This is a genomic window from Thermaerobacter litoralis (assembly GCF_054654595.1).
In genome coordinates this window covers 660708-685905 of sequence record NZ_BAAIES010000009.1, presented here as the reverse complement: position 1 = coordinate 685905, position 25198 = coordinate 660708, and the positions used below count along the sequence as shown (strand labels likewise).

Genomic DNA, 25198 nt, shown 5'->3' with positions numbered 1-25198 from the left:
ATGCTGGCCAACCTGGGCCGGGCCGTCAAGATCGAGGACCTGCGGGGCCGCATCCTGTTCACCCTGGCGATGCTCCTGGTCTTCCGGCTGGGCGTCCACGTGCCCACGCCGGGGGTGATCGCGGAGCGGGTGGCGCCGCTGTTCGCCGGTGGCTCCATCTTCCGCCTGCTGGACCTGTTCGCCGGCGGCGCCCTGGCCACCGTCTCCGTGTTCGCCATGAGCATCACGCCCTACATCAACTCGTCGATCATCGTCCAGCTGCTGACGGTGGTCATCCCGCGGCTGGAGGAACTGGCCAAGGAAGGCGAGGAGGGGCGCCGCAAGCTGACCCAGCTGACCCGCTACGGCACCGTGGTCATGGCCCTGTTGCAGGCGGGCGGCATCAGCTTCTACCTGAACCGGGCCGGCGCCCTGGAGTGGCCGGGCCTGCCCGGCATGGCCGTGGTGGCCATCACCCTGACGGCGGGCACCGTGCTGCTGATGTGGGTGGGCGAGCAGATCACCGACAAGGGGATCGGCAACGGCATCAGCCTGCTGATCTTCGCTGGCATCGTCTCGCGCCTGCCCCACGGCCTGGTCACCCTGACCGAGATGTGGCGGGCCGGCTCGGTCAACCTGTTCCAGATCCTGCTGCTGGTCGTGCTGGGGCTGGCGGTGATCGTCGCGGTGGTGTGGGTCACCGAAGGCCAGCGGCGGATCCCCGTCCAGTACGCCAAGCGGGTGGTGGGGCGGCGCATCTACGGCGGCCAGAGCACCCACATCCCCATCCGGGTCAACCAGGCCGGCGTCATCCCCGTGATCTTCGCCGCCTCGCTGGTGGCGCTGCCGCTGACGGTGGCCGGGTTCTTCCCGCGGGCGGGCTGGGCCCAGTTCGTGGCCCGCTGGTTCGACTGGGGGACGCCGCTGAACACGGTGGTGTACTTCTGGCTGATCGTCGGCTTTACGTTCTTCTACACGGCGATCACCTTCAACCCCCAGGACATCGCCGACAACCTGCGCAAGTACGGCGGCTACATCCCCGGCTTGCGCCCGGGGCGCCCGACGGCGGAGTACCTGGCCCGGGTGGTCACGCGCATCACCGTCTTCGGCGCCCTGTTCCTCGGCCTGATCTCCGTGCTGCCCCTGCTGGTGCGGGGCATCACCAACATCGCCTCCGTATACTTTGGCGGGACGGCGCTGCTGATCGTGGTCGGCGTGGCGCTGGAGACGATGAAGCAGATCGAGGCCCACCTGCTGATGCGGCAGTACCAGGGCTTCATGAAGCGCTGAGGCCCGGCGGCCGGAGGAACCGGCCCGGGCCTCGGCCCGTGCGGTGGGCCTGGGCCCCGCCGGATGAACCCGGCGGGGCGGGCGCCGCGAGCCGCCCGGTGGCGCCGTCGTGGTCCGGGTCCGGTGGCGCCGCCGGTGTGCGGCGGGCCCGCCGGCCGGTGGGGAGGGGTAACGTGCGCTGGATCTTTCTCGGCCCGCCCGGCGCGGGCAAGGGCACCCAGGCGGCTCGCCTGGCGGAGCGGGCCGGCGTGCCCCAGATCGCCACGGGGGACATGTTTCGGGCCGCCGTGCGGGAGGGCACGCCCCTGGGGCTGGAGGCCAAGCGGTACATGGACGCGGGCCAGCTGGTGCCCGATGAGGTGACCCTGGGCCTGGTGCGGGAGCGGCTGGCCCAGCCCGACTGCCGGGCCGGCTTCCTCCTAGACGGGTTCCCCCGGACGGTGGCCCAGGCGGAAGGGCTGAAGGACGTCCTGGCCGGCCTGGGCGTCCGCCTGGACGGCGTGCTCTACTTCGACGTGCCCGACGCCGTGGTGGTGGAGCGGCTGAGCGGGCGGCGGGTGTGCCCGGCCTGTGGGGCCACCTACCACGTGCGCTTCGATCCGCCCCGGGTCGAGGGCCGGTGCGACCGCTGCGGCGCCGAGCTGGTCCAGCGGGCCGACGACCGGGAGGAGACGGTGCGGCAGCGGCTGGCGGTCTACCGGGAGCAGACGGAGCCTCTGGTCCGCTACTACCGGGAGGCGGGCTTGCTGCACACGGTGGAGGCGGACCGGCCCATCGCCGAGGTGGAGGCGGCCATCGCCCGGATCACGGGGGTTGGCGCATGATCGAGCTCAAGTCGGAACGGGAGATCGGGTACATGCGGGAAGCCGGGCGGATCGTCGCCGCCGTCCTGCGGGAGCTGGCGGCCGCCCTGCGGCCCGGGATCACCACGGCGGAGCTGGACCGCCTGGCCGAGCGCCTGATCCGGGAGGCCGGCGCCGAGCCGGCCTTCAAGGGCTATCAGGGCTTCCCGGCCAGCATCTGCACGTCCATCAACGACGAGGTGGTCCACGGGATCCCCAGTCCCCACCGGGTGATCCGGGAAGGGGACGTGGTCTCCATCGACGTGGGCGCGCGCTATCACGGATACTACGGTGATTCGGCGGCCACCTTTGCCGTGGGCGCCGTGCCGGCCGAGGCGGCGCGGCTGCTGGAGGTCACCCGCCGCTCCCTGGAGGAGGGCATCGCCGCGGCCCGGGCGGGCAACCGGCTAGGGGACATCGGCTACGCCGTCCAGCGGTACGTGGAGGCGGCAGGCTTCTCGGTGGTCCGCGACTACGCCGGCCACGGCATCGGCCGGGCGATGCACGAGGATCCCCAGGTCCCCAACTACGGGCGGCCGGGTACCGGCCTGCGGCTGCGGCCCGGGCTGGTCATCGCCATCGAGCCCATGGTCAACGCCGGAGGGCACGCGGTGCGTACGGACCCCGACGGTTGGACCGTCCGTACCGCCGACGGCAGCCTCTCGGCCCACTTCGAGCACACGGTGTTGATCACCGACGGGGAGCCGGAGGTGCTGACCGGCGGCGCCTTCTAGGGGCGTTCTAACGGATCCGGGGCCGGATGCTGGCGGGTCGTGGACCGACAATGCTGGCCAGGGCCGGAATCTTGAGGTAAGGGCCTGGCCATACTATAAATTGTGGCCGGAGGTGGCTGTGTGCACCAGTCCATCGGGCAACTGGTCACTTCCCGAGCGGGGCGGGACCAGGGGCGCGCCTACCTGGTCGTGGGCGTGCTGGATGACCGGTTCGTCCTGGTGGCCGACGGCGACCTGCGTCCGGCCGACCGGCCCAAGCGGAAGAACGTCCGCCACCTGGTCTTCCACCGCGCCTGGTCGCAGGAGGTCCGCCAGCGCCTGGAGGAGGGCCGGCGGCTGACCAACGCCGACCTGCGCCGGGCCCTGGCGGTCCTGGTGGACCAGTACTTTGGGGAGAAGGACGACCTGGACGAGAAGCCGGAGGCGCAAGGGGGGTGAGGCCGTGGCACGCAAGGAGAACGTGGTGGAGGTCCAGGGGACCGTGGTGGAGCCCTTGCCGAACGGCATGTTTCGTGTAGAATTGGATAATGGCCATAAAGTCATGGCCCATGTCTCGGGCAAGATCCGCATGCACTTCATCCGTATTTTGCCCGGCGACCGCGTAACCCTGGAATTGTCTCCATACGATCTCACCCGGGGGCGCATCACCTATCGCCACCGGAGTTGATCCGGCCAGCCGCGACCCGTCATGGAAGGGAACCGCAGCCCGGGCCGGCTCCGCCCCGCTCGCCGGCGGGGCGGGGTTGCGAGGAGGCTTGCACGATGAAGGTTCGTCCGTCGGTCAAGCGCATCTGCGACAAGTGCAAGATCATTCGCCGCAAGGGGAAGGTGCGGGTGATCTGCGAGAACCCCAAGCACAAGCAGGTGCAGGGTTAAGCCTGGAGGTGTTCGGATGGCCCGCATCGCAGGCGTCGACCTGCCGCGCGACAAGCGCGTCGAGTACGCGCTTCCTTATATTTATGGCATCGGCCTGTCCCGCAGCCGGGAGATCCTGGCCAAGGCCCAGGTCAACCCCGACACCCGGGTGCGGGATCTGACGGAAGACGAGATCAACCGCCTGCGCGCCATCATCGAGCGGGACTACAAGGTGGAGGGCGAGCTGCGCAGCGAGGTCCAGCGCAACATCAAGCGCCTGATGGACATCGGCTGCTATCGCGGCTTGCGCCACCGTCGTGGCCTGCCGGTGCGCGGGCAGCGCACCAAGACCAACGCCCGGACCCGCAAGGGGCCGCGCCGCACCGTGGCCGGCAAGAAGCGGCCGGGCAAGAAGTAAGGCTTAAGGAGGCTGGCCCATGGCACGACCGGGCGCACCGCGCCGGGGTGGTCGCCGCGGAGCGGCTACCCGGCTGCGCCGCAAGGACCGGAAGAACGTGGAGCGGGGCATCGCCCACATCCGGTCCACCTTCAACAACACCATCGTCACCATTACCGACCTGCAGGGCAACGCCATCGCCTTCGGGTCGGGCGGGACCAACGGCTTCACCGGGTCGAAGAAGGGCACGCCCTATGCGGCCCAGCTGGCCGCCGAGCAGGCGGCCCGCGAGGCCATGGAGCACGGCATGCGCGAGGTGGAGGTTTGGGTGAAGGGCCCGGGCCCCGGCCGTGAAGCGGCGATCCGCTCCCTTCAGGCGACGGGCCTGGACGTCACGGCCATCAAGGACGTCACCCCCATCCCCCACAACGGGTGCCGCCCGCCGAAGCGGCGTCGCGTCTGATCCGCGCGGGCGCCGGCTGTCGGCGGCTCGACAGGAGGGGCGGAGCCATGTACGAGATGGAGAAGCCGACCATCGAGACGGTCGAACTGAGCGACGACGGGACCTACGGCCGGTTCGTCGTCGAGCCGCTGGAGCGCGGGTACGGCATCACCCTGGGCAACGCCCTGCGCCGCGTGCTGCTCTCGTCCCTGCCCGGTGCGGCGGTGACCAGCGTGCGGATCGAGGGGGTGCTCCACGAGTTCTCGTCCATCCCCGGGGTGGTCGAGGACACGACGGAGATCATCCTCAACCTGAAGGAACTGGCCATCAAGATGTACACCGATGAGCCCCAGATCCTGCGCATCGAGGCCCAGGGCGAGGGGGAGGTGCGGGCGGCGGACATCATCACCCTGCCCGATGTGGAGATCGTCAACGGGGATCACTTGATCGCCACCCTGGAGCACGACGGGCGGCTGTTCATGGAGATGACGGTCCAGAAGGGCCGGGGCTACGTGCCGGCGGACCGCAACAAGGACCCGGACCGGAGCATCGGCGTCATCCCCGTCGATTCGATCTTCACGCCCATCCGCAAGGTGAACTTCCAGGTGGAGAACACCCGGGTGGGCAAGGTGACGGATTACGACCGCCTGACCCTGGAGGTCTGGACCAACGGCACGGTGACGCCGGACGAGGCGGCGAGCCAGGCGGCCCGCATCCTGACCGACCACCTGGCCCTGTTCCTCCACTTGACGGACCAGAGCCGGAGCGGCGCCACCGCCGTGGAGAAGGAAGACGACGCCCGGGCCAAGCTGCTGGAGATGAGCATCGACGAGCTGGACCTGTCGGTGCGCTCCTACAACTGCTTGAAGCGGGCCGGCATCAACACCATCGGGGAGCTGGTGGAGAAGACCCCCGAGGACATGATGCGGGTCCGCAACCTGGGCAAGAAGTCGCTGGAGGAAGTCGAGGAGAAGCTGGCCGCCCTTGGCCTCTCCCTGAAGCAGCCCGAGGACTGAGTCGGACTCGGGGCTGCCGTCCAACCCGCGGCGCGGGGCTCGCCGGGCCCGAACCGGTGGCGGTCCCTGCGCCGGGATGGGCCGGGGGACGACCCGGCCGCCGAGGGCGGTTCCCAGGAGGCGATGACGATGGCGCACAAGTCCCGGTTGAACCGGCCGACGGACCAGCGCCAGGCCATGGTGCGCAACCTGGTGACGTCCCTGTTCACCCACGAGCGCATCGAGACCACCGAGACGCGGGCGCGGGAGGCCCAGCGCCTGGCGGAGCACCTGATCACCCTGGCCCGCCGCGGCGACCTTCATGCCCGGCGCCAGGCCCTGGCCGTGCTCTACGACAAGCAGGTGGTCAAGAAGCTGTTCGACGTCATCGGACCGCGCTACAGCGACCGGGCCGGCGGCTACACCCGCGTCCTCAAGCTGGAGCCGCGCCGTGGCGACGGCGCGCCCATGGCCTTGCTCGAGCTGGTGTGAGGTCCGGCGGTCCGGCCCGGCGCGGCGGTGGAGGGCCCGGCGCCGTGACGGGAGAACCCTTGATCGTCCTACGCCAAGCCAGTGTCGTCTACCACCCCGGCCAACCCGATGCCGTCGAAGCCCTGCGGGGCATCGACCTCGAGGTGCGCCGGGGTGAGTTTTTGGCCGTGGTCGGGGCCAACGGGTCGGGCAAGTCGACCCTGGCCCGCCTGCTCAACGGGCTGCTGGTTCCCACCCGGGGCGAGGTGCGGGTGGCCGGGCGTTCCACTGCCGATCCCCAGGCCCGCTGGGAGATCCGCCGCCTGGTCGGCATGGTGTTCCAGAACCCGGACAACCAGCTGGTGGCGCCCACGGTGGAGGAAGACGTGGCCTTCGGCCCGGAGAACCTGGGCCTGCCGCGGCAGGAGATCGCCCGCCGGGTCCGCACCGCCCTCGAGACCGTCGGCCTCTGGGAGCGCCGCGCGGACCCGCCCCACCGGCTCTCTGGCGGGCAGAAGCAGCGGGTCGCCCTGGCGGGCATCCTGGCCATGGAGCCCCAATGCCTGGTCCTGGACGAGGCCACGGCCATGCTGGACCCCGCGGGCCGGGCGGAGGTGCTGGAGACGGTGGCCCGCCTCCACCGGGAGCGGGCCATGACGGTGGTCCTGATCACCCATTTCCTCGAGGAGGCTGTGCGGGCGGAGCGGGTCGTGGTCCTGGAGCGAGGCCGCATCGTGGCCAGCGGCCGCCCGCGGGAGCTGTTCGACCGGCCCGACTGGCTGGAGCGCCTGGGGCTCGTCGCGCCGCCCATGGGCCGGCTGGCCGAGCGGCTGCGCCGGCGGGGGTGGAACCTGCCGCCGGGCATCGTCACGGTGGAAGACTTCCTGGCCGCCTTGGGCCTTCCCGGCCCCACTGGCCACGTTCCCCGCGACCGGGCGGTGACGCCATGATCCGCGTGGAGGGGCTGGTCCACGTCTACCGCGCGCCGGGCTTCCCGCCGCGGGAGGCCCTCCGGGGCGTCGATCTGGTCATCGGCGACGGGGAGCGGGTGGCCATCATGGGCCCCACCGGCAGCGGCAAGTCGACCCTGGTGCAGCACTTCAACGGCCTGCTGCGGCCGACCCGCGGCCGGGTGGAGGTGGACGGCGTCGAGCTCTGGGCCCCGGGCCGGGACCGGGACGAGCGGCTGGCCGAGGCGCGGCGCCGGGTGGGCCTGGTCTTCCAGTTTCCCGAGCAGCAGCTCTTCGCCGAGACGGTCTGGGAGGACATCGCCTTCGCCCCCCGCAACTTCGGGCTGGGGGAGGCGGAGGTCGCCGATCGGGTGGAACGGGCCATGGCCCTGGCGGGCCTTCCCCCCGAGCTGGCCCACCGCTCCCCCTTCAGCCTCAGCGGGGGCCAGATGCGCCGGGTGGCCATCGCCGGCGTCCTGGCCATGCAGCCCCGGACCCTGGTGCTGGATGAGCCCACGGCCGGGCTGGACCCCCAGGGGCGGGCGGCGCTGGTGGACCTGCTGGGCCGGCTCCACCGGGAGGAGGGCATGACCGTCGTCCTGGTCTCCCACGATGTGGACGAGGTGGCCGCCGTCGCCCAGCGGGTGATCCTGATGCGGGACGGGCAGGTGGTGGCCGACGGGCCGGCGGGGGCGATCCTGGCCGACACCGGGCTGCTGGCCTCGTGCCGCTTGCGGCCGCCGGCCACGGCGCGCCTGCTGCTCGAGCTGGCGCGGCGCGGCCTGCCCGTCGACCCGCGCCGCATCGGCATCGACGAAGCCGAGGCGGAGCTGGTGGCGGTGGCCGACCGCTTGGGACCGGTGGCGGCCCACGGGCAGCGGCCGCCGGAGGCGGCGCCTGCCGGCGGGGAGGGAGGGCCATGATCCCCGAACCCCTGGTGGGGCAGTACGTGCCCGGCCACAGCCCCGTGCACCGGCTCGACCCCCGGACCAAGATCGGCCTGCTGGTGGCGTATACCGTGGTCCTCTTCCTGGTGGAGGCCTGGTGCGCCTACGCCCTCCTGGGTGCTGCGATCCTGGCCGCCACCTGGGCCGCCCGGCTGCCCGCGGGTCACCTCCTGGCGGGGCTGCGGCCCATGGCCTGGCTGGCCGGCATCACCCTGGCGCTCAACCTGGTGGCGGTGCCCGGAGACCCGCTGGTCCACCTGGGGCCGCTGGTGGCCACCCGGCAGGGGCTGGAGCTGGGCCTGCGGCTGGCGGTGCGGCTGCTCCTGCTGGTAGCCGCCGCCTCCCTGTTGACGCTGACCACCTCGCCCATCGCCCTGACCGACGGCCTGGAGGCGTTGCTGCGGCTCCTGGGGCGGCGGGTGCCGGCCCACGAGCTGGCCATGATGATGACCATCGCCCTGCGCTTCATCCCCACCCTGGCGGAGGAGGCGGAGCGGATCATGAAGGCCCAGCTGGCCCGGGGCGCCCGGTTCCACCAGGGCGGTCCCCTGCAGCGGCTGCGCGCCCTGGTGCCGCTGCTGGTGCCCCTCTTCGTCAGCGCCTTCCGCCGGGCCGACGACCTGGCCCTGGCCATGGAAGCGCGGGGCTACCGGGGCGGCGAGGGGCGCACCCGGTACCGGGAGCTGCGCCCGGGTCCCGCCGACGCCCTGGCGGCGGCGCTGGCGGCCCTGCTCTTCGGGTGGATCCTGTGGTGGGGACGGTGAGGCGGTGGTGATCGCAAAGCCGGGATCCGGCGGAGCAGCGGAGGAGCGGCGTACCCGGCCGGCGGCCGTCACCGGCCCGGACAGGGCCGGGGCCGGTTCCACCCCGAGCGCCGGGGAGCGTCCCTGGGCCGGCGATCTCCCGGCGGCGCCGCCTCCAGGGGCGCCCGGTTCCACCCCGGCCGGCACGGCCATGCCCGGCGGGGCGGCGGGGCGCGAGCCCGAGGAGGACGAGCCCAAGCCCGCAGAGGCGCCCAGGCCCGGACGGGAGGCGGCTCCCGCGGCGGCCGCCGGGCGGACCCTATACGCCGTCCTGGCCTACGACGGCACGGACTTCGCCGGGTGGCAGCGCCAGCCCCGGCGACGCACCGTCCAGCAGGTGGTGGAACAGGCGCTGGCCCGGCTGTTCGGCCACCCGGTGCGGGTGACGGCGGCGGGCCGCACCGACGCGGGGGTCCACGCCCGGGCCCAGGTGATCCACTGGCGGACGGCGCGACCCTTTCCCGCCGAGCGCCTCGTCCCCGCCCTGCGGGGCCTGCTGCCGGCCGACGTGGCCGCGGTGGCCGCCGGCGAGGCGCCGCCAGGCTTCCACGCCCGCTACAGCGCCCGGCGCAAGACCTACGTCTACCACCTGTGGCGCGGCGCGGTGGCCGACCCCCTGCACCGCCGCTGGCAATGGCACCTGCCCCTGGACCTGGACGTGGCGGCCATGGCCGCCGCCGCCCGCCGCCTGGAGGGGACCCACGACTTCGCGGCCTTCAAGGCGTCCGCCTCGCCCGTGCGGACCACGCGGCGCACCCTGTTCCGCTGCGCCGTGGAGGACCACGGTCCCCTGCTGCGCTTCGTCCTGGAGGCCGACGGCTTCCTGATGCACATGGCCCGGGGCATCGTCGGCACCCTGGTGGAGATCGGGCGGGGGCGGTGGCCGGTGGACCGGGTCGACGCCTTGCTGGCGTCGGGCCGCCGCGAGCTGGCCGGCCCCACGGCGCCGGCCCACGGGCTCATCCTCTGGCGGGTCACCTACGACGGCTGGGTCGCCGAAGGGCCGCCGTGGCCGGGGGGGCCCGCCGCCACCGGCACGCCTGGCACCGGCACGCCTGGCACCGACACGCCCGGCGCCGTGTCCCTTGACAGCCCGCCAGCCAGCGACTAGTATAGGAAATGCTGTTTTCATCGGGTTCCTGGCGTCACATCGCGTCACATCGGCCCCGGCGGCGCCGCGGGCTCCTTTCTTGATTTCCGCCCCGACAGACGGGCCTAAGGGGCCGCGTTCATCCCGGGTCGGGGCGGGCGGGACGAACCGGCCCAGGCGGCCCCGAGGCCGCGGCCCCGGGACCGAAACGACGGGAGGCAACACCATGCGGACCACCTTCATGGCCCGCCCCCAGGACGTGCAGCGGCAGTGGTACGTGATCGACGCCGCGGGGGTGCCCCTCGGCCGACTGGCCAGCCAGGTGGCCAAGATCCTGCGGGGCAAGCACAAGGCCATCTACACGCCCCACGTGGACACGGGGGATCACGTCATCGTCGTCAACGCCGCCAAGGTGCGCCTGACGGGCGAAAAGCTCAACAAGAAGGTCTACTATCGCCACACCGGCTACCCCGGCGGGCTGCGGGCCATCACCGCCCGGCGCCTGCTGGAGACCCGGCCGGAGCGGATGATCGAGCTGGCGGTGCGCCGCATGCTGCCGCGCAACGCCCTGGGCCGCCGCCAGTTCCGCAAGCTCCACGTGTACCGGGGGCCGGAGCACCCCCATGGCGCCCAGCAGCCCAAGCCGCTGGTCATCCGGGCCGACGGCACGCCCGTGTGGGACGGGACGGCTGCGACGGGCGGTCAGGGTTGAGCGAGAGACCGGTCTTGGCGGAAGTGAGGTGAGACGATGGCTACCACGGCCGTCTACTGGGGTACGGGCCGGCGCAAGGAGGCCGTGGCGCGGGTTCGTCTGATCCCCGGCGAGGGGCGGATCGTCATCAACGGGCGCCCCATGGAGGAGTACTTCCCCACCATCGCCCAGCGGGCGGAGGTGGAGCGCCCCCTCAAGGTGACGGGCACCCTGGGCAAGTACGACGTGCTGGTCCGGGTCGGCGGAGGCGGCATCTCCGGCCAGGCGGGCGCCGTCCGCCACGGCATCGCCCGCGCCCTGCTGCGGGTCGACGAGGCCTACCGCAAGCCCCTCAAGCAGGCGGGGCTGCTGACCCGGGACCCGCGGGTCAAGGAGCGGCGCAAGTACGGCCTCAAGAAGGCCCGCAAGGCGCCCCAGTTCTCCAAGCGCTGAACCGTTCGGGCTCGGGTTGCCCGAATCGAAGCAAGGGTCGAAAACCAAGCGGCGCCCGGTGGGACGAACCCGCCGGGCGCCGTTCCTTTGCCGCGACCTCAGCCCGCCTGTCCGGCCAGCACCTCTTCCTCCAGCCAGCGGGTGTGGAACCGCCCCTGGCGGAAGTCCTCCCGGCGCAGGATCTCCTGGTACAGGGGGATGGTGGTGCGGATGCCCTCGATGTGGAACTCGGCCAGGGCCCGCTGCATGCGGGCGATGGCCTCCTGCCGGTCGCGGCCCCAGACGATCAGCTTGCCCACCAGGGAATCGTAAAAGGGCTGGACCGTGGAACCGGCGCGGAAGCCGGCGTCCAGGCGCACGCCGGGACCTGCCGGCGGCTCCCAGGCGGTGATGGTGCCCGGCGAGGGCAGGAAGCGGTTGTTGGGGTCCTCCGCGTTGATGCGGCACTCCATCGCCCAGCCGCGGAAGGCCACGTCCTCCTGGGTGAAGGACAGGGGCTCGCCCGCGGCGACCCGGATCTGCTCCTTGACCAGGTCGATGCCGGTGATCATCTCCGTCACCGGGTGCTCCACCTGGATGCGGGTGTTCATCTCGATGAAGTAGAAGCGACCGTCCCGGTCGACCAGGAACTCCACCGTGCCCGCGCCCACGTATTCCACGGCTTCGGCGGCGCGGACGGCGGCCTCGGCCATGCGCTGGCGCAGCTCCGGGGTCATCACCGGCGAGGGCGCCTCTTCGATCAGCTTCTGCCGGCGCCGCTGCACCGAACACTCCCGCTCGCCCAGGTGGAGGGTGTGGCCGTGCTTGTCGGCCATCACCTGGATCTCGATGTGGCGGGGTTCCTCCAGGAACTTCTCCAGGTAGACGGCGCCGTTGCCGAAGGTCGACTCCGCCTCGCGCCGGGCCGAGGCCATGGCCTGGACCAGCTCCTGGTCGTTGCGGGCCACGCGGATGCCGCGCCCGCCGCCGCCGGCGGCCGCCTTGACCAGCACGGGGTAGCCGATCTGCCGGGCGATCTCCAGCGCCTCGTCCTCGTCGTCGACGGTCCCCTCGCTGCCCGGCACCACGGGGACGCCGGCCCGCTGCATGGCCTCCCGGGCCAGGGACTTGAGCCCCATGGTCTCGATGGCTTCGGGCGGCGGCCCGATGAACTCGATGCCCCAGGTCTTGCAGACGGCGGCGAAGTGGGCGTTCTCGGAAAGGAAGCCGTAGCCCGGGTGGATCGCGTCGACTCCGGCCTTGCTGGCGGCCTCGATCAGGCTGGGGATGTGCAGGTAGCTGCGGGTGGCCGGGGCCGGGCCGATGCAGTAGGCCTCGTCCGCCATGGCCACGTGCAAGGCGTCCTCGTCGGGCTCGGAGAACACAGCCACCGTCCGGATGCCCATCTCCCGGCACGCCCGGATGATGCGCACGGCGATCTCGCCCCGGTTGGCGATCAGGATCTTCTGGAACATGGCCTCGACCTCCCCGACAAGGTTCGCAGCGCCGCAGCCGTTTCCTGCACCCCAGGGACGGTCCCTGCGCCGCCGGGCGCCGTCGCCCCGCCGCCGGGGGCGTCACGCGGGCAGGCGCCGTCGCGCCTTGCCCGGCGCCGGCCCCTGGGTCCATGCTGGTGACAGCCAGGGAGGAGGATGCGCCGATGCACCCCAGCCACCCCAGCCGGACGGGCCAGGTCCCCTGGGAGCCGGGTGACCGCTGGTTGCGGCCCCTGGCCATCCCGTTGGGGCCCGCCCGCGCCGCCGGCTCCCGGGTCCCCGCTCCGGGGACGCCGCCTGCGCAAAGGGCCGTCGGCGCTCATACCATAACCTACCTCGTCCGGCTCGCCGACGCCATGGCGGAGGCGGGTCCCGCCCAGGGGACCCCGGCGGACGCCGCGCCCGCCGTGCCGCGGGTCCTCCTGGCCCCCGCCCCCGCCGGTGCGGTGGCGCCCCTCTGGGGCCGGGTCCTCCAGGGGGTCATGGTCCGGGACCCCGGCCACCTGCGGCAGCTGGTGACCGCCGCCGGTCCCCGAACCGGTACCCGGTGGGTCCTGCTGCCCTGGGACGGCACGCCGCCCGCCCTCTGGGCCCGCGGCTGGGCCCGGGTCACGGAGTGGGCTCCGGGCGCCGCGGGGCCGGTGATCGTCCCCGTCCTTCCCGGCGGCCCGGCGGGGGCGGGGCGTCCCGTGAGCCAGGCGGCGGCGGTGCGGCCGGGCCTCCCCGCGCCGGGTGACGGCCTGGCGGCCCTCGCCCGCGCCCGGCGCGAGCTGCTCCGCCATCTGGAAGAACCGGTGCCGGCCCCGGTGGTCCTCCCGGCCGGAGCCGGCATCGACGCCCCGGCGCGGCGGGAGGCCGGGCTCGAGGGCGTTCCCGTGTGGTGGTGGACCGGCGGAGCAGGAACGTCCTTCCCGGGCGACGAAAACCCCACCTGAATCGGGCGCCGCCGGCCGGTTTCGGGCGGAAGGGGGCGCCCGGGGTGAGGAAAACGCCCGCAGCCGGTTCCCGCTGGGGGAGGAACCGGCCCGCCGGGCGGCCGCCAGGGGGGTGAAAGATCCGCCCGGCCGCGCCATCCCGGGAACGTGCCCAAGATGGCGGCCAGGCGGCAAACCAGCCCGTTGGAGCCCGTCCCGGATTGGATCCGGGCCCGGTGCGGCGGCTTGCCGGACCCCGCGCCGTATCCCACCGCAGCGGCGGCCCCGCACAGCCGGCGCGGGCGCCGCCGCCGGTCAGGCGGTTGGGGCGGGGCCGGCGATGTCCCGACGGAGCCCGGTGTTTCGCCTTCCGCGGGCTTGTCCGTCGCCCGGCGGGTCCCGAGCCCTCCCCCAGGGCGCGGCCCCGCCGCCGGCCCGGGCGCCCCGGTGGCGGCGGCCGCGGGCCGCAGGCCGGCCCCGCCGCCGAGCCGCCGCGCGCCAGGAGCCGGTTCGTCCCACCCCACGTCACGGCCCATCCCATCCCCGGCCCGCGGGAGGTGGCAGCTGGTCATCGCCCAAAGGCCGTCGTGCGTCCTCAGGGGAAAGGGGAGAGGGCCATGCTCAACTCGCCGGCGATGTTCGTGGTGCTGGCGCTGATCGCCTACGGCATCGCCTACTGGGGGTACGGTCGCTGGTACGACCGGACGGTGTGGCGTCCGGATCCCAACCGCACCACCCCGGCCCACATGTACACCGACGGGGTCGAGTACTTCCCCGTCAGCCGCTACGTGCTCTGGGGATACCAGTACAAGAGCGTTGCCGCCCTGGGGCCGATCCTCGGGCCCTTCATCGCCATCCAGTACGGCTGGGTCCCCGCCTTGCTGTGGATCATCTTCGGCAACTTCTTCATCGGCTGGCTCCAGGACTATGGGGCCATCATGCTCTCGGTGCGCAACCAGGGGCGCTCCTTCGGTCCCATCACCTACGAGTTCACGGGCGCCGCGGGGCGCAGCACCCTGTTGGGCTTCATCCTGTTCTACCTGCTGATCATCTCGGCGACGTTCATCCAGCTGATCGCCGTCTTCTGGAACACCTTCGCGGGGTCGTTCGTGGCCACCGCCGGCATCATCCTGACCGGTGTGATCTGCGGGCAGCTGCTCTACAAGCGCCGCATGAACGTGGGCACGGTCACCCTGATCGCCTTCGTCCTGATGATCCTCTCCTTCTGGTTGGGCTCCACCAGCTTCGGCCAGGCGGTGAAGTTCAACCTGACGACCCAGGGCGCCCTGAACTTCAACGTCTGGCTGTGGGCGGCCCTGTGCTGCGTGATCCTGTACGTGGCCTCGATCCTGCCGCTGCCCACCTTCATCCAGCCCTTCAACTACGTGTCCTTCTTCCCGGCCATGTTCGCGGTGCTGGTGATCCTGGTGGGCGCGCTGATCACGCCGCTGACCGGCGTCACCCTGGCCCAGCCGGCCTACGTGGGCTTCTGGGGGCCGAAGGGCAGCTTCGCCGCCGGTGGCAACCCCATGTGGCCGGTGCTGTTCACGGCCATCGCCTGCGGCGCCATCTCGGGCTGGCATAGCCTGGTCAGCTCGTCCAGCACCGCCAAGCAGCTGGACATCGAGCCCGACGCCCACCCCGTGGGGGCCGGCGCCATGCTGGGCGAGGGGCTGCTGGCGCTGGTCTCCCTGGCCTCCTACATGGTGCTGAGCCCGGAGCGCATCGCCGAGCTGGGCGGCGCCAGCGTCGGCTCCTGGGTCTTCGGCGCCACCCTGATCACCAAGCCGATCCTGGGCACCTTCATGTCCGACGGCGCCATCCGGGTGTTCTTCGGCACGGTGCTGGTCATCTACGCCATCACCGTCCAGGCCCTGGTCACCCGCTTCTGGCGCCTGGTCTCGGTGGAGGTCTTCGGGGAGAGCATCCTCTCCCAGAAGCACGTGGCCACCTTCATCGGCCTCCTGCTGCCGTGGATCATGGCCGTCAGCGGCTCGTGGAACAACATCTGGCTGTTCTTCGGCGGATCCAACCAGCTGCTGGCGGGCCTGGCGCTGATGCTGATCACCATCCACCTGGCCCGGGTCAAGGCGCCCAGCCGCTACACCCTGATCCCGGCCCTGTTCATGATCGTCACCACCCTGGCGGCCATCGCCGTCCAGACGGTGCGGTTCCTCCAGGCGGCCCTGGGCGGTCCGGCCAAGACCCTGACCCAGGATCCCCTCAAGACCCTGGCGCCCTCCGTGGCCAACATCATCGACTGGGCGTCGGTGCTGATCGGGGTGGTGTTGTTCGTCCTGGGCCTGCGCATGGCGATCCTGACCTTCCAGGCCTACAGCCGGGCCAAGGCGGGGTTGCTGGCCCAGCCCCAGGCGGCACCCGGCGACTGATCGCGGACGAACGCGGCCGGTGCGGGCGGGCCCTCCAGCCCAGGGCCCGCCCGCGCCCGGTTCGCCCGCGGGGCTCATCCGGCGAGGAGGAGGTGCGCGCCCATGTTCGGTCGGAAGGCGGAGCCGGCCAACGGCAACGGCAAGGAGCAAAAGGCCGGGTTCCTCACCAAGCTGCGGGGCGTCATGTACGGGATGGCCAGCCACGGCAACGTGACGGCGGCCCTGCGCACCCGGATGCACCTGGAGCACCTGTTCATGTTCATCACCCTGGGCGACATGCTGGGCATCCCGGTGCTGCCGCCCTACTACAGCCTGCGGATCCTGCCCTACGCGGTGCCCAACATCGAGTCCTGGAAGCAGCGGGTCTTCCGGGAGCGGGACTTCACCGACGCCATCTACTGACGGACCGGCGGACGCCGAAAGGGGAGGAATGGAGGCATGCCCACCCTGGTACGGCCCCGGGGGCTGGAGGCGTACTTCAACGAGCATCCTGAGGTGGAGATCGTCATCTTCGCCGGCAAGGGCGGCCTGGGCAAGACCACGTCCAGCTCGTCCCTGGCCTGGTACATGTCCCAGGTGAAGAAGAAGCGCACGCTGCTCTTCAGCACCGACCCCCAGGCCTCCTTGAGCGACATCTTCGAGCGCAACTTCTATGGCCTGGGCGAGGTGGAGGTGGCCCCCAACCTGTTCGTCGTCGAGATCGACGCGGACCGCCGGGTGGCCGACTACCAGGCGTCGGTGAAACAGAAGATCAAGGACATGTACGGCCTGGACGCCGTACCCCGCGAGATCGAGGAGTACATCGACTCGACCTCGGCCGAGCCGGCGATGTACGAGTCCGCCACCTACGACGCCATGGCGGAGCTGGTGGCGGCGCGCCAGTACGACATCTACATCTTCGACATGCCGCCCTTCGGCCACGGGGTGCGCATGGTGGCCATGGCGGACATCCTCTCCAAATGGGTGGAGAAGATCACCGAGGCTCGCTCCAAGGTGGCCGAGTACGACGCCATCGCCGCGACCCTCAAGGGCGAGAAGGGCCACGAGGACGCGGTGATGCAAGAGCTCATCGACATCCGCAACAAGATCAAGTCCTTCACCGACCTCATCACCGACCGCCGCCGCACGGCCTTCTTCATGGTGCTGATCCCGGAGAAGATGGCGATCCTGGACACCGAGCGGGCTTTGGCGATGTTCCACGCCCTGGGCATGGAGATGTCCGGCCTGGTGGTCAACCAGGTGTATCCCCGGGAGCTGTTGGACCGGCCGGGCACCTCGGAGTACCTGCGCAACCGGGTCCTCATGCAGCAGGAGCACCTGGCCGACATCGCCCGGAAGTTCGGCGACCGGGTGCAGTCGGTGGTGCCCATGTTCACCCGCGAGCCCAAGGGGCTGGAGATGATCGAGCAGGCGTCCCGCTATCTGATGAACTGCGACATCGCCCTGGAGGCCTGACGGTCTCTCACAAAGGAGTGACGACGGGTGCAGCACATCGCCACCTTCTTGCAGGAACACCCCCAGCTGAAGTTCGTCTTCACCGGGGGCAAGGGTGGGGTGGGGAAGACCATCTGCGCGGCCGTCCTGGCGTACCACTTCGCCGAGCAGGGCAAGCGGACGCTGCTGGCCAGCCTCAACCCCGTCCACTCCCTGACGTCGGTGTTCGGCCAGGATCTGACGGGCGGCCAGGTGCGGCCGGTCCAGGGGGTCGCCAACCTCTACGCCGTCGAAGTGGATGCCTCCGACGTGGTCGCCCGCTACCGGGAGAACATCGCCCAGCGGGTGCGGGAGTTCCTCAAGTACGCCGACATCCCCGTGGACGCCAAGCCCTTCGTCGACATCGCCGTGACGAACCCCGCCTTCGAGGAGTCGGCCATGTTCGACAAGATGGTCGACATCATGCTGCGGGAGGGGCAGGAGTACGACATCCTGGTCTTCGACACGGCGGCCGTGGCCAATGCGGTGCGGCTGATCGGCCTGTCCAAGATCTACGGGCTGTGGCTGCAGCGGATGATCGAGTCGCGCAAGGAGGCCTTGTCCCTGCGGGTCCAGCTCAGCTTCCGCAAGGACAAGGTGATGGAAGAGGTCAAGAAGGACCCGATGCTGGCCGACCTGATCGCCATGGACGAGCGGTTCAAGGCGGTCAAGCAGCTGCTGGTCGACCCCAACCTGACCGCCTTCTTCTTCGTCACCCTGCCCCTGGCGCTGCCGATCTCGGTGGTGACCCGGTTCATCAAGATGGTGCGCGCCTACGACATCCCCGTGGGCGGCGTGCTGGTCAACGGGGTGATCCGCGGCGAAGAGGTGGAGAAGGCCAGCAGCGACGAGTACCTGCTCAACAAGTACCAGGAGCAGGCGGGTTACCTGGAGCAGATCCAGCGGGAGCTGGGCGATCTGGTCCGGGCCTTCCTGCCACTGTACAAGAGCGAGGTGCACGGCCTGGAGGCCCTCAAGCAGGCCGTGGACGACCTGTTCGATCCCGACCAGCATTGGGCCCTGGCCCAGGTGACGGGGTGAGGGCGCCAGACCCAGGGGCCGGACCCGGCGGGGTCCGGCCCCACCTGCTGGCCGTGCGCAGCGTGGTCTTTGGCACCTGCAACCTCTTGCTGCTGGGGGTGCCGGCCGGCTGGAGGCTGGGCGACGGGGCCTTCCCGCCGGAGGTCGACCGCTGGCAGGTGCGGGACGGCATCAGCTGGGCCACCGCCGGCCACGGCCACTGGTGGCTGGCCAGCCGGGACGGCGCCGGGGGGGACGCGGCCCCCCGGGCCCGGGTCCGGGCCGAGCTGTTCCTGTCGGTGGTCCCGGCGGCCCCCGCCGGACGCGGCGCCGTGGGTGCGGGGACGCCGCCGGCGGCGGCACAGGGGTTGCGCCGGGTCGCAGCCCGCGGGGCGCTGGAGCTGGCGGGCCACCGGGGCTGGTGGGCCAAGGGCGCCGTGCGGAGGGGCTTCCCGGGCCGCTGGCGACCGGCCCGCACCCTGGTGCTGGACTGCGGGGCCACCGGCCGGCAACTGCAGCTGCGACTGGAGGCGGCCGCCGGTTGCCCGGAAGAGGAGCTGGAGACGGCCTGGCAGGCGATCCTGGCGGCGTGGCGCTGCCATTGAACAAGGGGGGGCGTCCCGATGGCGGCCGGGCGAAGGGGGGAGCGGGTGGGGAACCGCTGGGGGCCGGCGGCGACGGCGGTCCGGCCCGGGCGGGCGGGCCGGCGTCCCGTACGGGTCGAGGTGGTCGGTCTCTTCCCGCTCTATTTCAAGATGTGCCCCCGGGCCGTTCCCTGGGGGGCCGGGTGCGGCCTGGGGTGGCCGGAGGATCAGGAGCAGGATTACCCGCCGGCGGAACGGGCGCGACAGCGCCAGCTAGAGGCCCTGGTGCACCACCTGGCCGGCCGTTTTGGCCCGCAGATCGACGTGGTCACCGTGCCCCTGACGTCCTGGCGCGGCACCTGGCTGGCCACCCGTTTCCGGTTGCGGACGGACGACGTCGCCGTAGTGGCCGGCGGACGCTGTGCTCGCCTGGACGAAGGTTACGACGCCATCGACGACCTGGTGGCGGCCTTGCTGGCGGCGGGGGATGGGCGGGGCGACGCGCCGCGGTAGCCGGCAGGGCTCTGACGCCGTCGCCGGCAGGGCACCCCGTCGTAAAGGCCGGGGAGCTGCCGGGAAATGGCGGGGGTGCGCTGACCCGGCGTCCTGGGGCACCCCCCGGTGGGCGCGCCCCGCGGGCCCGTGCCTTGCTGGCGCCGGGTCTACGCCGAGTCCCGGCCGGCCAGTTGCAGCTCGCCGCGGGCCAGGCCGGCGGCCAGTTCCACGGCGCGGGCGATGTCGCTCTCCTCGCCGGGCGCGACGCCAAAGCTGACCTGCACCTGGGGGCTTTGCGCCTGGGTGGCGGCCAGCACCAGGCGGCGCAGGCCGAAGCCGCCCGCCGGACGGCCCTTCCCCTCCAGGCGCGCCGCCCGCAGGGGCCGGGAGGCCTCAACCTTCAGGATGAACTGGTCCCGCCGGCCGCGCCAGCGCGTCCAGGCCCAGGCCAGCGGGAAGTCGCGGGGCTCCAAAAGGCAGAGCAACTGGGCCGTGCGGATGCCGGCCGCCGGCCGGCCCACCTCCATGAGGAACCCGCTGGTTCCCCCTCCGAGGGCCTTGACGCTGATCTCGTCACCCAGGACCGTCAGGGCGCTGCGGGCCACCCGCGCCAGTTGCACGGCGCGCCGCCGGTTCCACTGCCGGCCGGCGACCCACCAGACCACCAGCAGGACGGCCACAGCGAGAGCGATCCGATCGAGCAGGGGCTGATCCAAGGCCCTCACCTTCCTCCAATGGTGGGCGCGCCGCCGCTCCTGTACGCGTGCGCGCCGTGGGCGCAGTCCCGGCCGTGAAATCTTGAGCCCGCCGGGTGGCATACCGGGCGGCATGCCGGGCGGCCGGTCAATGGATGTGGGGCGCGTGTTCCTCCACCAGGTGCTCCTCCAGCTGCCGGTGCTTCCACGCGTCCAGGTCGGGCAACACATAGGGCAAGAGCCGCAAGCCGATGGACGAATTCATCAGGGGGATGCCCAGCAGCTCGCCGAACAGCACCAGGTTCATCACGTCGTTGTACTGGGACCGGGCGTGCTGCAGCTCGTGGTACCATTCGAAGAAGAAGAAGCCCCAGAGGAACTGCTTGACCTTGCCCCAAAAGGTGGCCGGCCGCTGGGTGATCCAGCTGTGGGCCCGGGCGTGACCGTGGCGGCGGAGCCGCGGGTCGTGGTGGCCGTGCCCGTGGGCGTGGGCGTGGCCGCGGCCGTGGGACGGGCCGTATCCGTGGCCGTGCCTGTGGGCGTGACCGGGGCCGTGGGACTCCCAGCCGTGCCCCGGGGCATGGCCGTGGGCGCCCTCCGGGGCGCTGCCGGCGCCGGGGCCGGCCACGGGAACGGCCACGTGCCCGTGACCGAGGGGACGGGAGGCCGCGACCAGCCCGCCCGCACCCTCGGGGTGAGGGAACGGGCCGGTTGCCGCGGGTGGCGCGCCGCCGGCGGGCGCCGTCCCAAGCGGCGGTGTGGCGCGCGCCGCGGGCGGCGCACCGTCGGGCGACGGGTGTGCGCCCTGACGCGGGTCCCCTGCGTCTCGATGGGGGTCCGTTGGGGCGCTTCGGTCCGGCGCTGCCATGGCTTTGGCCTCCCGATGGGCGGGATGGGGCAGGGTGCGGATTCTTTCGGCGCGCGCCGCGCCGGTCCCTGCCCCGCCGGTGGGCCGACGGGCCCCGCGGGGATGGGCCGCCGGCCCGTGGCGCCGGGCCGGCACGCGGCGGCGCGCAGCGCGCCGGAGGGCGCGTGGCCACGGAGGAGCCCCGCGCGGGCCGCAGGGACCCAGGCGGGACGGGGGCATCTGGGTGAGCGACATCGGCACCGCACGTCCCTCCCGTCCCTTCGGTAAGATTGCTCCGGGAGGGATCCGGGACCCCTTCGGTCACATTTTGGCTGAGGGATTGCGGGGCCTTGGCACGAGGCCCGGACCTGGGTATAATGATTAGCGCGGCGGGCGCCACCGGCGCTCGCGCTTGCGCCCGTAGCTCAGCGGATAGAGCGGTGGCCTCCGGAGCCACGTCTTGCGCAGGTTCGATTCCTGCCGGGCGCACATAGGGGCGGTGACCGGTGCAAGACAGGCCGGCGCCGCCCCTTGGTTCATTCCCACCAAGGACGGGCGACATGACATCCGGGAAAGAGCCCGGCTCCCGCCGGGCTCGGGGCCATTGGGGCGATCGCCATGATGCAACCCTTTCATTGGGATCAAGCCATCGTCGAAACCCTGGAGCGGGTGCGTCCCTTCCTCTGCCACGTGGCGGGGACCGACCGGAAGCGGCAGACCACGGCCTTCGGGACGGGCATCCTGTTCGACCACTGGCACGTGATCTGCAACGCCCAGACGGTCGACGATGCCAGCGAGGTGGTGGTGACCCTGCCCGGGGGGACCAAGGTCGACGCGACCCCGGTGGGCTCCGACCCGGTGTACTTCATCGCCGTGCTGCGGCTGGCGGAGCGCTTCCCCGGCCCGCTGCCGGCGTGGCGGCCCACGGCGGACCTGCAGGTGGGGCAGTTCGTCGTGGCGGTGGGCTACCCGCTGAACCTGCAGGTCAATGCCACCTTCGGGATCGTCAGCACCGTGGACATGACCCTCTACCGGCCCGATCGGATCCCGGTGGACGGGTTGATCGTCACCCAGGCGCCCATGCACCCCGGCAACACCGGCGGGCCCCTGGTGACCCTGGACGGCGCGGTGGCCGGCATGAACGGCATCCCCTGGTCCCACGGCATGAGCCTGGCGGTCCAGGGCGACGTGGTGCGCCGGGTGGTGAACCAGATCATCGAGTTCGGCCGGGCGACCCATCCCTGGCTGGGGTTCTCGGGGCAGCCAGACGTGGTCGACCCGGCCCTGGCCCAGCTGTTCGCCTTGCCGGTGGACCGGGGCCTGGTCGTCGGCCACGTGGCCGACAACGGCCCCGGCAAGCGGGCGGGCATCAAGCCCTTCGACATGGTGGTCCGGGCGGATGACCAGCCGGTGATCCACGCCGGGACCATCCGCAAGGTCCTGGCCTACCGGCGGCCCGGCGACCGGGCCCGCTTGACGGTGCTGCGGGGCGGTGAACTGATCGAGCTGGAGTTCCCCGTGGAGGAGATCCCCCGCCTGGCCTCGGCGTCCTGAGGCCGGGGGCCAGGATGGAGGCGCGCGGGGTGGAGGAACCAGCAAGACGAAGGGCGGCCGCACCGGGCGGCCGCCCTTCGTCTTGCGTTGTGGGCGGGTCGTCTTGCGTCTTGCGAGGGGCCGAGTTCCTCAGCCACTGGCGCCGGCCTGGCGCGCGGTCCCCCGAACCGGTTCCCCTGCGGGGGCCGGGCCGGCGGGGAGCACCTGGTCCCCTTCCGGGTTTGCGGAGATCGCCGCGGCGGGCATCCGGCCGCCGTGCCGCCCCGCGGCCGAGCGACAACGCGGGCAGATCCCGGTCACCTTGATCTCGATCTCGGAGATCTGATAGCCGCTGATGTGGGCCAGGTGCTTGCACAGGGGCTCCAGCTGCCGGTCGTCGATGGGGGTGACCTCGCCGCAACACTCGCAGACCAGCTGCTGGCGGATCTCCACGTTGGCGTTGCGCAGCCCGTACTTGGTGGGGCCCTCGCCGACCTGGACGCGGTCGACCAGGCCGAGTTCGACCAGCAGATCCAGGGTGCGGTACACCGTGGCCAGCCCGATGTCGGGCCAGTCCTTCTTCAGCTGGGAGTACAGCTCTTCGGCCGTCAGCAGCCGATCCTGATTGAGGACCACCGCCGCCGCCACGGCCCAGCGCTGCCAGGTCAGCCGGTAGTCGTGCTGGGCCAGGGTCTCCAGGATCCTGCGGATGGTCACCGGGCTCACCCCATGCATCTACGGGGGCGCCGCCACCCCCGGCTCGGCCACCTACTCGATAGCGATTCTAAAAATACAACCGGTATCGCTATTATAGGCGGAACCGGCTGCCAGCGTCAAAAGGAACGGCGGCAGGGAGCTCGCCGGCGAAGCCGGCGGCCCCGACCCGGTTTGGCGGCCGGCACCCGCCGCCGCAGGTGGGCCGGCCGTGCCGCGCCCGGCCCTTTGCACCCGTTCGCTCAGCACGCTTCCGGCACCGCTGCGTCTCCGGCGGCGGCCCGGCAGCCGCCGCCGGAGACGCCCGGCTCCCTCACAGCTTCTCCGACACGGCCTTGGGCTGGAGGAACCAGAGCAGGTAGTCCGGCCCGCCCGCCTTGGCATCGGTGCCCGACATGTTCCACCCGCCGAAGGGATGCACGCCCACCAGGGCGCCGGTGCACTTGCGGTTGAAGTACAGGTTGCCCACGTGGAACTCCCGCTTGGCCCGCTCCAGCTTGTACCGGTCGCGGGCGTAGACCGAGCCGGTGAGCCCGTACATCGTGTCGTTGGCCAGGGCCAGGGCGTGGTCGAAGTCCCGGGCGCGGATGAAGGCGACCACGGGCCCGAAGATCTCCTCCTGGGCGATGGTGGCGCGGCCGTCCACGTCGGCGAAGACGGTGGGCTGGATGAAGTAGCCCTCCCGGTCGTCCCCCTGGCCGCCGGCCACCAGCCGGCCCTCGCCGCGGCCGATCTCGATGTAGCGCATGATCTTCTGGAAGGCCACGTGGTCGATGACCGGGCCCACCTGGGTGGCCGGGTCGTCCGCCTGGCCGACCCGCAGCTGCTGGGTCTTCTCCACCACCCGGCGCAGGACCTCATCGTAGACGGCGTCGACCACGATGGCCCGCGAGCAGGCGGAGCACTTCTGCCCCTGGAAGCCGAAGGCGGAGGTGACGATCCCGTTGGCGGCGTCCTCCAGGTCGGCGCTGTCGTCGACGATGATGGCGTCCTTGCCGCCCATCTCCGCCACCACGCGCTTCAGCCAGATCTGGCCCGGCTGGCGGCGGGCCGCCTGCTCGTAGATGCGCAGGCCCACCTCCATGGACCCCGTGAAGTTGATGAACCGGATCCGGGGGTGGTTGACCAGGTAGTCGCCCACCTCGGGGCCAGGGCCCGGCAGGAAGTTGATCACCCCGGCCGGGATGCCGGCCTCGACCATGATCTCCATGAACTTGGCGCCGATCACCGGGGTGTTGCTGGCCGGCTTGAGGATCACCGTGTTGCCGGCCACCACCGGGCCCACGGTGGTGCCCGTCAGGATCGCCAGGGGGAAGTTCCAGGGCGGCACCACCAGGCCCACGCCCAGCGGGATGTAGAAGGTCTCGTTGAACTCGCCGGGCAGCGGCGCCACCGGCTGGGGCTCGGCCAGCCGCAGCGCCTGCCGGCCGTAGTACTCCAGGAAGTCGATGGCCTCGGCCACGTCGGCGTCGGCCTCGGGCCAGGTCTTCCCCGCCTCGTAGACCTCCCACGCGGCCAGCTCCAGCTTGCGGCGGCGCATGATGGCCGCCGCCCGGAAGAGCACCGCCGCCCGGGCCGACGCGGGCAGCCGGCTCCACGGGCCGAAGGCCTCCCACGCGGCCGCCAGGGCCTGCTCGGCGTGCTCCCGGGTGGCCCGGGCCACCGACCCCACCACTTCCGCCTTGCGCCCCGGATTGTACGAGACGATGCGCTCCGGCGTGTCCACCGCCCGCCCGCCGATCCACAGCGGGTAGTGGCGGCCGAACTGGCTCCGCACGTGGGCCAGCGCCTCGACCATGGCCTGGTGGGCCGCCGGCTGGGAGAAGTCCGTCAGCGGTTCGTTGCGGAACTCCGGTACGGACATCGGCCCCATCCTCCTTCCGCCGATACCTTGCCAATGGCCCGGCGCACCCGATACACCCCAAGGGGCGACGCGGGGGCTGGAAGTCCCCGCCAGGCGGCACCGGACGGGCAACCCCTTAGACAGCGGCCGCCTCCATCCCTGCCGGCGCGCCACCGAGGGGCCGGTGTTGGCGTCAGCGGCTACTTCACGCCGGTGTATGGCCTCAGCGGCTATAGGAAGCCTCCCGCGGAACCGGAATGCATGGCAGGGAGTGGC

The 25198-nt window shown here is 72.0% G+C and carries 29 protein-coding genes and 1 tRNA gene; 25 read left to right on the top strand and 5 right to left on the bottom strand.

The window, feature by feature from the left end:
* From secY to rpsI, 16 genes are all read left to right on the top strand, one after another.
* On the top strand, positions 1 to 1269 hold the full coding sequence (gene secY, locus ACYQ02_RS10025; RefSeq protein WP_460040281.1) for a preprotein translocase subunit SecY: 1269 nt from the start codon (positions 1 to 3) through the stop codon (positions 1267 to 1269).
* Positions 1270 to 1442: 173 nt separating this feature from the next.
* On the top strand, positions 1443 to 2093 hold the full coding sequence (locus tag ACYQ02_RS10020) for an adenylate kinase (protein WP_460040280.1): 651 nt from the start codon (positions 1443 to 1445) through the stop codon (positions 2091 to 2093).
* Positions 2090 to 2845, top strand: a complete 756-nt coding sequence (gene map, locus ACYQ02_RS10015) for a type I methionyl aminopeptidase (protein WP_460040279.1) — start codon at positions 2090 to 2092, stop codon at positions 2843 to 2845. Before ACYQ02_RS10020 ends, map begins: the two co-directional genes overlap by 4 nt.
* A gap of 120 nt (positions 2846 to 2965) precedes the next feature.
* On the top strand, positions 2966 to 3283 hold the full coding sequence (locus tag ACYQ02_RS10010; protein ID WP_460040278.1) for a KOW domain-containing RNA-binding protein: 318 nt from the start codon (positions 2966 to 2968) through the stop codon (positions 3281 to 3283).
* Positions 3284 to 3287: 4 nt separating this feature from the next.
* Positions 3288 to 3512, top strand: a complete 225-nt coding sequence (gene infA, locus ACYQ02_RS10005; RefSeq protein WP_006902860.1) for a translation initiation factor IF-1 — start codon at positions 3288 to 3290, stop codon at positions 3510 to 3512.
* Between the two features lie 95 nt (positions 3513 to 3607).
* Entirely contained in the window at positions 3608 to 3721 is a 114-nt protein-coding gene (gene rpmJ, locus ACYQ02_RS10000) for a 50S ribosomal protein L36 (RefSeq protein WP_006902861.1), read from the top strand.
* Positions 3722 to 3737: 16 nt separating this feature from the next.
* On the top strand, positions 3738 to 4118 hold the full coding sequence (gene rpsM / locus ACYQ02_RS09995; RefSeq protein WP_006902862.1) for a 30S ribosomal protein S13: 381 nt from the start codon (positions 3738 to 3740) through the stop codon (positions 4116 to 4118).
* A gap of 19 nt (positions 4119 to 4137) precedes the next feature.
* A complete protein-coding gene (gene rpsK, locus ACYQ02_RS09990; RefSeq protein WP_460040277.1) occupies positions 4138 to 4560 on the top strand; it encodes a 30S ribosomal protein S11 in 423 nt (140 codons plus the stop codon).
* Between the two features lie 47 nt (positions 4561 to 4607).
* Positions 4608 to 5555: a DNA-directed RNA polymerase subunit alpha gene (locus ACYQ02_RS09985; protein WP_460040276.1), complete on the top strand. Its 948-nt coding sequence runs from the start codon at positions 4608 to 4610 to the stop codon at positions 5553 to 5555.
* 129 nt (positions 5556 to 5684) lie between these two features.
* Entirely contained in the window at positions 5685 to 6026 is a 342-nt protein-coding gene (rplQ, locus tag ACYQ02_RS09980) for a 50S ribosomal protein L17 (protein WP_460040275.1), read from the top strand.
* A gap of 44 nt (positions 6027 to 6070) precedes the next feature.
* The gene (locus tag ACYQ02_RS09975) at positions 6071 to 6955 is read left to right on the top strand and encodes an energy-coupling factor transporter ATPase (RefSeq protein ID WP_460040274.1); all 885 of its coding nucleotides are present in this window, start codon (positions 6071 to 6073) and stop codon (positions 6953 to 6955) included.
* On the top strand, positions 6952 to 7878 hold the full coding sequence (locus tag ACYQ02_RS09970; protein WP_460040273.1) for an energy-coupling factor transporter ATPase: 927 nt from the start codon (positions 6952 to 6954) through the stop codon (positions 7876 to 7878). The genes ACYQ02_RS09975 and ACYQ02_RS09970 overlap by 4 nt, the downstream gene beginning before the upstream one ends.
* Positions 7875 to 8666, top strand: a complete 792-nt coding sequence (locus ACYQ02_RS09965; RefSeq protein ID WP_460040272.1) for an energy-coupling factor transporter transmembrane component T family protein — start codon at positions 7875 to 7877, stop codon at positions 8664 to 8666. Before ACYQ02_RS09970 ends, ACYQ02_RS09965 begins: the two co-directional genes overlap by 4 nt.
* Positions 8667 to 8670: 4 nt before the next feature.
* A complete protein-coding gene (truA, locus tag ACYQ02_RS09960) occupies positions 8671 to 9816 on the top strand; it encodes a tRNA pseudouridine(38-40) synthase TruA (RefSeq protein ID WP_460040271.1) in 1146 nt (381 codons plus the stop codon).
* A gap of 205 nt (positions 9817 to 10021) precedes the next feature.
* Positions 10022 to 10507 (top strand): 50S ribosomal protein L13, encoded by a 486-nt coding sequence (rplM, locus tag ACYQ02_RS09955; RefSeq protein WP_460040270.1) that lies wholly within the window; start codon positions 10022 to 10024, stop codon positions 10505 to 10507.
* Between the two features lie 36 nt (positions 10508 to 10543).
* Complete coding sequence (gene rpsI / locus ACYQ02_RS09950; protein ID WP_460040269.1) at positions 10544 to 10939, top strand: 30S ribosomal protein S9; 396 nt, start codon at positions 10544 to 10546, stop codon at positions 10937 to 10939.
* A gap of 98 nt (positions 10940 to 11037) precedes the next feature.
* On the opposite strand, the gene accC is transcribed toward rpsI, so the two are convergent.
* Positions 11038 to 12393, bottom strand: coding sequence for an acetyl-CoA carboxylase biotin carboxylase subunit (gene accC, locus ACYQ02_RS09945; protein WP_460040268.1), 1356 nt, complete (start codon positions 12391 to 12393; stop codon positions 11038 to 11040).
* 185 nt (positions 12394 to 12578) lie between these two features.
* Here accC and ACYQ02_RS09940 point away from each other — a divergent pair, with 185 nt between their 5' ends.
* From ACYQ02_RS09940 to ACYQ02_RS09910, 7 genes are all read left to right on the top strand, one after another.
* Positions 12579 to 13349, top strand: coding sequence for a hypothetical protein (locus tag ACYQ02_RS09940; protein WP_460040267.1), 771 nt, complete (start codon positions 12579 to 12581; stop codon positions 13347 to 13349).
* A 596-nt stretch (positions 13350 to 13945) separates the two neighbouring features.
* Positions 13946 to 15718: a carbon starvation CstA family protein gene (locus ACYQ02_RS09935; RefSeq protein ID WP_460040266.1), complete on the top strand. Its 1773-nt coding sequence runs from the start codon at positions 13946 to 13948 to the stop codon at positions 15716 to 15718.
* Positions 15719 to 15820: 102 nt separating this feature from the next.
* The gene (locus tag ACYQ02_RS09930) at positions 15821 to 16120 is read left to right on the top strand and encodes a DUF7990 family protein (RefSeq protein WP_460040265.1); all 300 of its coding nucleotides are present in this window, start codon (positions 15821 to 15823) and stop codon (positions 16118 to 16120) included.
* Between the two features lie 36 nt (positions 16121 to 16156).
* On the top strand, positions 16157 to 17173 hold the full coding sequence (locus ACYQ02_RS09925) for an ArsA family ATPase (protein WP_460040264.1): 1017 nt from the start codon (positions 16157 to 16159) through the stop codon (positions 17171 to 17173).
* A gap of 27 nt (positions 17174 to 17200) precedes the next feature.
* On the top strand, positions 17201 to 18232 hold the full coding sequence (locus ACYQ02_RS09920) for an ArsA family ATPase (protein ID WP_460040263.1): 1032 nt from the start codon (positions 17201 to 17203) through the stop codon (positions 18230 to 18232).
* Positions 18229 to 18816 carry a hypothetical protein gene (locus tag ACYQ02_RS09915; RefSeq protein WP_460040262.1) on the top strand — a complete coding sequence of 196 codons (588 nt, stop codon included), beginning with the start codon at positions 18229 to 18231 and terminating at the stop codon, positions 18814 to 18816. The genes ACYQ02_RS09920 and ACYQ02_RS09915 overlap by 4 nt, the downstream gene beginning before the upstream one ends.
* A gap of 18 nt (positions 18817 to 18834) precedes the next feature.
* Positions 18835 to 19308, top strand: a complete 474-nt coding sequence (locus ACYQ02_RS09910) for a hypothetical protein (RefSeq protein ID WP_460040261.1) — start codon at positions 18835 to 18837, stop codon at positions 19306 to 19308.
* A gap of 149 nt (positions 19309 to 19457) precedes the next feature.
* On the opposite strand, the gene ACYQ02_RS09905 is transcribed toward ACYQ02_RS09910, so the two are convergent.
* Positions 19458 to 20015, bottom strand: coding sequence for a hypothetical protein (locus ACYQ02_RS09905; protein WP_460040260.1), 558 nt, complete (start codon positions 20013 to 20015; stop codon positions 19458 to 19460).
* A 118-nt stretch (positions 20016 to 20133) separates the two neighbouring features.
* Positions 20134 to 20613 carry a DUF7990 family protein gene (locus ACYQ02_RS09900; RefSeq protein WP_460040259.1) on the bottom strand — a complete coding sequence of 160 codons (480 nt, stop codon included), beginning with the start codon at positions 20611 to 20613 and terminating at the stop codon, positions 20134 to 20136.
* A 633-nt stretch (positions 20614 to 21246) separates the two neighbouring features.
* On the opposite strand from ACYQ02_RS09900, the gene ACYQ02_RS09895 reads away from it, so the two are divergent.
* Together ACYQ02_RS09895 and ACYQ02_RS09890 are read left to right on the top strand one after the other, a co-directional pair.
* A tRNA-Arg gene (locus tag ACYQ02_RS09895) sits at positions 21247 to 21321 on the top strand.
* Between the two features lie 129 nt (positions 21322 to 21450).
* On the top strand, positions 21451 to 22386 hold the full coding sequence (locus ACYQ02_RS09890) for a S1C family serine protease (RefSeq protein WP_460040258.1): 936 nt from the start codon (positions 21451 to 21453) through the stop codon (positions 22384 to 22386).
* A 129-nt stretch (positions 22387 to 22515) separates the two neighbouring features.
* Here ACYQ02_RS09890 and ACYQ02_RS09885 read toward each other — a convergent pair whose 3' ends face one another.
* Together ACYQ02_RS09885 and pruA are read right to left on the bottom strand one after the other, a co-directional pair.
* Positions 22516 to 23082, bottom strand: coding sequence for a Fur family transcriptional regulator (locus tag ACYQ02_RS09885; protein ID WP_460040257.1), 567 nt, complete (start codon positions 23080 to 23082; stop codon positions 22516 to 22518).
* 310 nt (positions 23083 to 23392) lie between these two features.
* Positions 23393 to 24943 carry an L-glutamate gamma-semialdehyde dehydrogenase gene (gene pruA / locus ACYQ02_RS09880; protein WP_460040256.1) on the bottom strand — a complete coding sequence of 517 codons (1551 nt, stop codon included), beginning with the start codon at positions 24941 to 24943 and terminating at the stop codon, positions 23393 to 23395.
* Positions 24944 to 25198 lie beyond the last annotated feature (255 nt).